The sequence below is a fragment of the Microcystis sp. M079S1 genome (genome assembly GCF_020246425.1).
Lineage (GTDB): Bacteria > Cyanobacteriota > Cyanobacteriia > Cyanobacteriales > Microcystaceae > Microcystis > Microcystis aeruginosa.
Genome location: NZ_JADBSZ010000042.1, coordinates 1 through 9,450 on the forward strand (window position 1 = coordinate 1; position 9,450 = coordinate 9,450).

Annotated in this window: 7 protein-coding genes; 4 read left to right on the forward strand and 3 right to left on the reverse strand. The window is 41.9% G+C overall.

Features of this window, described 5'->3' with window-relative positions; translation table 11 throughout:
- Both IM456_RS02390 and IM456_RS02395 read right to left on the reverse strand, forming a co-directional pair.
- Window positions 1–118, reverse strand: a 118-nt coding sequence (locus IM456_RS02390; RefSeq protein WP_287705283.1) for a transposase family protein, incomplete at its 3' end; no start/stop codon positions are given.
- Window positions 119–239: 121 nt separating this feature from the next.
- Entirely contained in the window at window positions 240–830 is a 591-nt protein-coding gene (locus tag IM456_RS02395; RefSeq protein WP_287693365.1) for a Uma2 family endonuclease, read from the reverse strand.
- Between the two features lie 382 nt (window positions 831–1,212).
- Between IM456_RS02395 and IM456_RS02400 the strand changes: the two genes are divergently transcribed.
- Window positions 1,213–3,933 (forward strand): valine--tRNA ligase, encoded by a 2,721-nt coding sequence (locus IM456_RS02400; protein WP_287693364.1) that lies wholly within the window; start codon window positions 1,213–1,215, stop codon window positions 3,931–3,933.
- Between the two features lie 69 nt (window positions 3,934–4,002).
- Here IM456_RS02400 and IM456_RS02405 read toward each other — a convergent pair whose 3' ends face one another.
- Complete coding sequence (locus tag IM456_RS02405; protein ID WP_147069122.1) at window positions 4,003–5,439, reverse strand: NADP-dependent isocitrate dehydrogenase; 1,437 nt, start codon at window positions 5,437–5,439, stop codon at window positions 4,003–4,005.
- A gap of 290 nt (window positions 5,440–5,729) precedes the next feature.
- On the opposite strand from IM456_RS02405, the gene IM456_RS02410 reads away from it, so the two are divergent.
- The 3 genes from IM456_RS02410 (at window position 5,730) to IM456_RS02420 (ending at window position 9,237) form a co-directional block, all read left to right on the forward strand.
- Window positions 5,730–6,356 carry a TetR/AcrR family transcriptional regulator gene (locus IM456_RS02410; protein WP_079206162.1) on the forward strand — a complete coding sequence of 209 codons (627 nt, stop codon included), beginning with the start codon at window positions 5,730–5,732 and terminating at the stop codon, window positions 6,354–6,356.
- Between the two features lie 328 nt (window positions 6,357–6,684).
- A complete protein-coding gene (locus tag IM456_RS02415; RefSeq protein WP_287705282.1) occupies window positions 6,685–8,649 on the forward strand; it encodes a serine/threonine-protein kinase in 1,965 nt (654 codons plus the stop codon).
- A 393-nt stretch (window positions 8,650–9,042) separates the two neighbouring features.
- Window positions 9,043–9,237 (forward strand): type II toxin-antitoxin system VapB family antitoxin, encoded by a 195-nt coding sequence (locus tag IM456_RS02420; RefSeq protein WP_061432967.1) that lies wholly within the window; start codon window positions 9,043–9,045, stop codon window positions 9,235–9,237.
- Window positions 9,238–9,450: the final 213 nt, after the last annotated feature.

Genomic DNA, 9,450 nt, shown 5'->3' on the forward strand with positions numbered 1-9,450 from the left:
AGTATCCTAGCATTGTTCCCAGTATTATTACTACTAATACTATCCATAAAGGGTGTCTTTTTCCTTTATCTTTCCGAAAGTCCTTGACTTGTTTCAGTTTTTCTATTAAGCTCAACATATATTTAAAAGTTGCCGGTCACTCCTCATTTTACAAAGACAGTGATCGCTTTTACTTTTGATATTCTGATGGGAGAATGAAACAGTACTAGGGATTAAGGGGGGAGCCATCTTCAATTTAATTATAACCAGCTACTTATATCCAAAGTAACTCCTTCATAAATTTCCTGAAAACTGAGATCAAAATTGACAGAAGTCAAAGATAAACTAGTATTTTCGCCCTCGTATTCCGTTAATAGCCATTTATTTTCTTGAGTTTTGTTATACTGCATGATATATGGACGACTTTGACTGATGAGAATATATTCTTGAAATTCTGGCAGCGAACGATAATAGAGAAATTTATCGCCCTGGTCATAATTTTGAGTTGATTTTGAGAGGACTTCTACTATTAATCTGGGATTGGTAATAGTTGTCTTGCCAGTTTCATAATAAATCGGTTCCCCCTCAATTAGCATCACATCGGGATAGGTTGCTTGACGATATTGCGCTATCCATAATTTAACATCACCGATAAAAATATTATATTTCTGTCCTTTGAGGGCAAATTTTAAATAAGCGGCAAAATTGAGAGCAATTTTATTATGATCGGTAGTGCCTCCTGTCATCGGTACGATTTCCCCATCTTGATACTCATTTTTATAGGCTGCCGTTTCCTCTAGTTGTAAATATTCGGCAAAGCTATAGGTACTTTTATCTGTTGCTATAGTCATAATTTAAGTAGCTGGTTATAATTAAATTAAAAATGGATTTTAGGTTCGATCCCCCCTGCCCCCCTTGATAAGGGGGGTGCCGATCTCCCCCTTATTAAGTAGGGTTGATTCATGAATCAACCCTACCCTTAATAAGGGGGGCATCTGAGAGTTTTTAATACCTACCCACTTATTGATCGACTCCCTCAATTGATTATAGCAATTATTATACTGGTGAGATACAAAAAAGTTACCATAAATTAGCTAGGTTTAGCCGAGGAAAAGATAACAGCTATTTTAATAGGACTCTTAAAATTTTTTAGCCGGCAACTAAACAGGAATTTGATCTCTCCCAAATGTGGGACAATTGACAAAGAACTAAGAATTGTAGAATCTCCCCATCATGACCTCGGAACTATCGAAGCAATACGATCCCAAGATCACAGAAACGAAATGGCAGCAATATTGGGAAAATCAAGAAATATTTACAGCAAACCCCGAAAAAGGCGGCGAAACCTACTGTATAGTCATCCCTCCTCCCAATGTTACCGGTAGTCTCCACATGGGTCACGCCTTCGAGAGTTCCTTGATTGATACACTTGTTCGCTACAAGCGCATGACCGGCAAAAATACCCTCTGGCTGCCCGGTACAGATCACGCTAGTATTGCAGTACAAGCTATACTCGATCGCCAATTAAAAGCCGAAAAAACCGACCGTTACCAACTAGGAAGGGAAAAATTCCTCGAACGCGCTTGGCAATGGAAAGAGGAGTCTGGTAGTACCATTGTTAATCAACTGCGACGCTTGGGGGTATCCGTCGATTGGACGCGGGAACGTTTCACCATGGATGAGGGACTTTCCCATGCTGTCCGTACTGCTTTTATCAAACTCTATGAGGACGGATTAATCTATCGCGGTCAATACTTAGTTAACTGGTGTCCCGAATCCCGGTCGGCCGTTTCCGATTTAGAGGTGGAAAACAAGGACATTGAGGGAAATCTCTGGTATTTTCGCTATCCTCTTAGCGATGGTAGTGGTTATCTTCAAGTAGCCACCACAAGGCCTGAAACCATGCTAGGTGATGCTGGTGTAGCTGTCAACCCGCAAGACCGCCGTTATCGCCATTTAATCGGCAAAACCGTCACTTTACCGATAATGGGGCGAGAAATCCCCATTATTGCCGATGAATTGGTGGATCCCGAATTCGGTACCGGTTGCGTCAAAGTTACGCCAGCCCACGATCCTAAGGATTTTGAGATGGGTAAACGCCATAATTTAGCCTTTATTAATATCATGAATTTAGACGGCAGTTTAAACGAAAATGCCGGAATATTCGCAGGTCAAGATCGTTTTGTTGCCCGCAAAAATGTCGTTAAAAAACTCGATGAAGATGGCTTTTTAGTCAAGATTGAAGCCTATCGCCATAGCGTCCCCTATAGCGATCGAGGTAAAGTTCCCGTGGAACCCCTTTTATCTACCCAATGGTTCGTTAAAATTGAACCTTTAGCCACAAAAGCTTTAGCCTGTTTAGATCAGGAAAACTCGCCCCGTTTTGTGCCAGAAAGATGGACAAAAGTTTATCGCGATTGGTTAGTTAAACTAAAAGATTGGTGTATTTCTCGACAACTGTGGTGGGGTCATCAAATTCCCGCTTGGTACATTATCAGTGAAACTAATAACGAAATTACTAACCATACTCCCTTCGTCGTTGCCCAGGATGAAACCTCCGCTTTAGCCAAAGCTAAACAAGAGTATGGAGAGGATATAATTATTCAACAAGACCCCGATGTTTTAGATACTTGGTTTTCCTCGGGATTGTGGCCATTTTCAACTATGGGATGGCCAGAAAAAACCCTTGATCTAGACACCTATTATCCCACCACAACCCTCGTCACCGGTTTTGATATTATCTTTTTCTGGGTGGCCAGAATGACGATGATGGCGGGCTATTTTACGCGACAAATGCCATTTAAAGATGTCTATATTCACGGTTTAGTTAGGGATGAAAACGGCAAAAAGATGTCTAAATCTGCCAATAACGGCATCGATCCCCTAATTTTAATTGATAAATACGGAACCGATGCTTTACGATATACCTTAATTCGAGAAGTGGCAGGAGCAGGACAGGATATCAGTCTGCAATATAACCGTAAAACCGATGAATCGGAATCCGTAGAAGCTGCCCGAAATTTTGCCAATAAAATTTGGAATGCTTCCCGTTTTGTCATGATGAATCTGGAGGGAAAAACCCCAGAAGAATTGGGAGAACCAGTTTTAGAAAATTTAGAATTAGCCGATCGCTGGATTTTATCTCGTTATCATCAAACAGTACAAAAAACTAGAGATTATCTAGAAAATTATGGCATGGGGGAAGCGGCTAAAGGTCTATACGAATTTATCTGGCGCGATTTCTGTGATTGGTATATCGAGTTAGTGAAAACTCGTTTATGGAAGGATAAAGAATCGGTTTCCTGCGCTACAGCCAGGCAAACTTTGGCTTTTATCTTGGCAGGGACATTAAAATTATTACATCCCTTTATGCCTCATATTACCGAAGAAATTTGGCATAATTTAACCCAAGAAAATCAGCAGGTTTTGGCTTTAGAAACCTATCCAATAGCTGATAGTTCTCTGATCGATCTAGACTTAGAAAATACTTTTGAGTTATTAATTGAAAGTATTCGGGTTTTGCGTAATTTGCGCGCCGAAGCGGGGATTAAACCGGGGGCAACGATCACGGCAATTTTACAGACAGAAAACAGCCAAGAATTAGCTATTTTGCAACGCGGACAAGTGTACTTAAAAGACTTGGCCAAGATCGAAAACTTAATTTTGACGGCAAAATTAACCGAGGAAGTCAATCAAGCGATCGCCGGTGTTGTCGCTACGGTAGAAATCCTCATTCCCCTGTCCGGATTGGTTGATATATCGGTATTGGCCGGGAAATTAGCGAAAAATTTAGCTAAGGTAGAAGGGGAAATCAAGAGTTTGAGCGATCGCCTGAATAAACCTAGCTTTGTCGAAAAAGCTCCAGAAGCTTTAATCCAAAAAACGAAGCAAGCTTTAGCAGAGGCCGAAAAACAAGCCCAAATTCTCCAAGAACGCTTAAAACGCCTGCATTAACGGAGACAGGGGTGATTTTGGGGATTTTCCGAAAAATAGGGCAGTTTTCAGGCTACCCTAACCAGAAAATTAATCCCCAAAATGGGAGATAATCGCATCGGCAAATTCGGAACATTTCAGGGGAGGATTAACGGGAGGTTCCATCAGACGCGCTAAATCGTAGGTAACTTGTCGATTAGCGATCGCTGCTGCGATGCCTTTTTTAATCAGATCGGCCGCTTCTTGCCATCCCATGTATTCCAACATCATCACCCCAGAAAGAATCACCGAACCGGGGTTAATTCGGTCTAAACCGGCGTGTTTAGGGGCTGTGCCGTGGGTTGCCTCAAAAATAGCGCAAGTATCGCCAATATTCGCCCCGGGTCCCATCCCTAAACCACCCACGATCGCCGCTGCCGCATCGGAGAGATAATCACCATTCAGGTTCATGGTAGCGAGGATCGAGTATTCATCGGGACGGGTTTGGATCTGTTGGAAGATACTATCGGCAATGCGATCGTTGACCATAATTTTATCTTGCCACTGCCCATGGCCGTGGGTTTCCCAGATGGCATCGAGAACACTGGTCACTTCTTGGCAGATTTTGGCTTTTTTCTCATCCGTGAGGGCATCATAACCCGGTTCCACCATGCGGGCGTTATCTTCGATGCTCAGATCAGGGTTTTTCTCCTTATTGCTCAGGATCCATGATTCCATCTCGGTAACGCACACATCCCGGAATTCACTTTTAGCTAATTCATAACCCCAATCCCGGAACGCCCCTTCTGTATATTTCATAATGTTACCCTTATGGACGAGAGTAACCTGATTTTTCGGTTTCGGTAAAGTCAGCGCTCGTTCGATCGCCCGGCGGACTAATCTTTGGGAACCTGTCTTACTAATCGGTTTGATACCGATACCCGCATCGAGGGGAATTTGTTTTTTCCCGTGTTCGGGAGTGGCGGGAATTAGTTCGGTGTTGAGATAATTAATCAGTTTATCGGCGATTTCCGTGCCTTGTTTCCATTCGATGCCCAGATAAATATCCTCGGTATTTTCCCGATAGACGATGACATCGAGTTTTTCCGGGGTTTTATGGGGGGAAGGGGTTCCCGCATAGTAACGACAGGGACGAACACAGGCATAGAGGTCAAAAATTTGCCGCAAAGCCACATTCAGGGAACGAATGCCGCCACCGATCGGAGTGGTCAAGGGACCCTTGATGGCAATACCATATTCTTTAATCGCTGTCAATGTATCTTGGGGTAGATATTGATAAGTCCCGTAGATTTCGCAAGCTTCATCGCCAGCATAGACTTTAAACCAATGGATTTTCCTTTGACCAGCGTAGGCTGTGGCGATCGCTGCATCGATAACTTTTTCGGTTGCGGGCCAGATATCGACTCCCGTACCGTCACCGCGAATGAAGGGAATGATGGGATCGTCGGGAACTAGAGGTTTTCCGTCAGAAAAAGTAATTGTCGAGCCTGTTGTCGGTGGGGTGATTTTTTCGTAGCTCACAGTCATGGACTTCCAGAAACAGTATTTATCTATACGTTGGGAGTCTAGCGCCGTCAATATCTATACGCAGGGATTTTGGGTAATTTCTTAAAGATTCCTTTGCTGGTATCTCCACTCAAAACAACCTAGAGGAAATCTATTTATGCTGCTGCGCTCGTTGTTCAAGGCCAAGTTACTCCATTCCCCTGAACAATCTCTACTCTAACCCCAATTACTCAAAATTTTATGAAGCATTTGAGCAAACACCTGACTTGATCGATGACAATGGCTCTATCCCGTTCTAGCTGTCAATAATTATGCAAAGTCTTTTTCGACGTTCCCTAGCTGAGACCAATTCTGGGGAAGAAGATATCCGTAGTCGTATTCTACAGGCCGCTTTACGTTTATTTGCCGCTAAGGGTTATGAAGGAACCACGACCAAAGACCTAGCAGGAAAGGCAAATGTGGCAGAAGGAACTTTATTTCGTTATTTTCCCAACAAAAAGGCGATTTTAATCGAAGTGGCCACTAGGGGATGGGTGGATATTCTCACGGACTTGCTGACGGAATTGAGCGAAATGGGCAGTTATAAAGCGGTAGCGCAGGTGATGCGACGTAGGGTGTTGAGAATGCGAGAAAATAGCGATTTATTGCGAGTTTGTTTTATAGAGGCGCAATTTCACCCCGAATTAAAAGAGCGGATTCAATCGGAAGTAATTGCTAAAATGACCGATGTGGCCGAGGCTTTTTTTCAAACAGCGATCGATCGTGGTATCTATCGTCCCATGAATCCGAAAATTGTCGCCCAGGTTTTTCTAGGAATGTTCGCAATTGCCGGTTTTTCCAGTGAAACTATTTTAGATAGCAATGCTTCCCCCTTAGCTTTACAAGAAATGGCCGAAGGTATTGCCGAAATTTTTCTGAATGGAGTGTTAGTTAAGTAGTCGTGCAAAATTAATTTCCTAGTCGAGACTCCGAGACAGCTAATCTAAAGATAGGCGGTTAAAATGCGTTTTAGCTTACTTAAGTAGCTGGTTATAATTAAATTAAAAATGGATTTTAGGTTCGATCCCCCCTGCCCCCCTTGATAAGGGGGGTGCCGATCCCCCCTGCCCCCCTTGATAAGGGGGGTGCCGATAGGCGGGGGGATCCACCTTAATAAAGGGGGCATCTGATAATTTTTAACGCCTACTGACTTATGATAAAATGCCGTCAAAGACAGGTAAGGGAAAACTTTCAATTATTCACTCAATAAAATAACTGATAGCCGAGATGAAACCCTGTTACTGTATTAATCCCGATTGTTCTCAACCAGACCATCCGAGTAATAATAACTCGAATACTCGTTACTGTCAAAGTTGCGGCTCTGAGTTGTTGTTAAATGGTAAATATAGGGTAAGTCGGTTATTGAGTGATACGACCGGTTTTGGGGTTGTTTATGAGGCTTTTGAAGGTTTTACAGCCAAAATCCTCAAGGTATTACAAGAAAAATGTAATAATGACCCGAAGGCAGTTGAATTATTTAAACGGGAATATGACGTTTTATTAGAGTTGAGTCGTCAAAATGTCACCGGTGTTCCTCGCGCAGATGCCTATTTTCAATATTCCACAAGGGAGGGGAAAATATTACACTGTTTAGTTATGGAAAAAGTGGAGGGGATTAATTTAGAACAGTGGCTAAAGCAGTATGATAAATTAAGTCAAAAACGAGCCTTAAAATGGCTGAGAGAAATTACTTTAATTCTCGATAAAATTCATCAACAGAATTGGCTGCATCGAGATATTAAACCCCCTAATATCATGTTGCGGAATAGTGGCGAGTTGGTGTTAATTGATTTTGGCACAGCAAGGGAAGAAACCCAAACCTATCATCAAAAGGTAAAAGGTCAACAGGTAACAGGTATTATCTCACGCGGATATACACCCAATGAACAACAACATGGCCAAGCGGTGATTCAATCAGATTTTCATGCTTTAGGACGAACTTTTGTACATTTATTAACCGGAAAACATCCCTTAAAAATTTATGATGCGGTTAATGATGTTTTACCTTGGCGAGAAGAAACGGAAAATATTCACCCGTTATTGTTGGATTTTATTGATGAGTTGATGGGAAGATTACCCAAGAATAGACCCGCTAATACTAGGGTTATTTTACAACGTTTGGATGAGATTGAACGGCAATTAAAGTTACTTCCTACACCTGTACAACCGGTTAAAAATAATAAGCTTAGAAATAGAATGATAGCTCTTGGTGGAGTTTTGTTATTAGGAGTAGGAATAACGCAAGTTTATGGTTATTTGAAATATAAGCAGTTTCCCGCCGGTCTTCAATCTATGCCTCCAACACCAAATCTAATGATAGCTCTTGGCGGAGTTTTGTTATTAGGAGTAGGAATAACACAAGCTTACGGTTATTTTAAATATCTAGAGTTTCCTGCTAGTCCTCAATTATTAATATCTGATTTATCTAGTCTTCGCTTCTTAGATAAAACCCTTACTGGTCATTCTAGCTCGGTTTTGTCAGTGGTATATAGTCCCGATGGTCGCTATTTAGCTAGTGGGAGTAATGGCAGAACTATCAAAATTTGGGAGGTAGCAACGGGAAAAGAATTGCGTACCCTTACTGGTCATTCTGACTCGGTTAACTCAATAGCATATAGTCCCGATGGCCGCTATTTAGCTAGTGGTAGTAGTGACAAAACTATCAAAATTTTGAAGGTAGCAGCGGGAAAAAAATTGCGTACCCTTACTGGTCATTCTCGCGGGGTTTACTCAGTGGTATATAGTCCCGATGGCCGCTATTTAGCTAGTGGTAGTTCGGACAATACTATCAAAATTTGGGAGGTGGCAACGGAAACAGAATTTTGTACCCTTACTGGTCATTCTAGCGGGGTTAGGTCAGTGGTATATAGTCCCGATGGCCGCTATTTAGCTAGTGGGAGTCGTGACAAAACTATCAAAATTTGGGAGGTGGCAACGGGAAAAGAACTGCGTACCCTTACTGGTCATTCTGACTCAGTTTACTCAGTGGTATATAGTCCCGATGGCCGCTATTTAGCTAGTGGGAGTGGTGACAATACTACCAAAATTTGGGAGGTGGCAACGGGAAAACAATTGCGTACTCTTACTGGTCATTCTAGTCCGGTTTACTCAGTAGCATATAGTCCCGATGGTCGCTATTTAGCTAGTGGAAGTGTTGACAAAACTATCAAAATTTGGCGAGTGGGACAGTAAACTTGTGTTTGGGGTGACAGCAATAATTTTTGTCTATCAAAAATGAGCGACACTTGCGGGAAACTGCACCGATGTCTTTAAAAATATTGGGTTTTGGCTCAAATTATTGAATCGAGCAGTTTTCTTCTAAGTAGGGTATGCGGCAAAAAGTACGGGCGAAGCATTCGGATAGAAAATCTACAGTTTCACCGATAGGTTATTGTCCGAATGCTTCGCCCCTACAGGACGCGGGCCGATAAAGACGCAAGATTTTGAACGACGATTCTCTCACAATCTTGCACCTGTTTTGCGAGAAAAGCCACAAAATCTCTACCTTGCTTACATCTCACATTTATTCAGCAAACCCTATATAATGTGTATATTAACAATCTACTATACACAACTAGGAATAGGATGACGACTAACATCATCATTGATGACCAACTCATGGCTGATGCTCTTAAAGCTACTGGTTTAAAGACTAAACAAGAAGTTGTTGAATTGGGTCTTAAGACTTTGATTCGGCTCAAACAACAGGAGAAAATTAAAGCCTTTAAAGGTAAGCTTAAATGGGAAGGAAACCTTGAGGAAATGAGACACAATCAATGATTCTTACGATGTCTTTAAAAATGTTGGGTTTTGGCTCAAATTATTGAAGCGAGCAGTTTTCTCCTAAATAGGGCTTGCTGAATAATGGTAAAACCCTTTTAAAATAAGGCTTTTGACCTGTTAAAATCCGATGTTCATGCTGCGAAAATAGGATTAAGACCTTCAAAAACCTGGCATTATTCTTCTTTTAGTACATAAACTGGTACAAAAAAA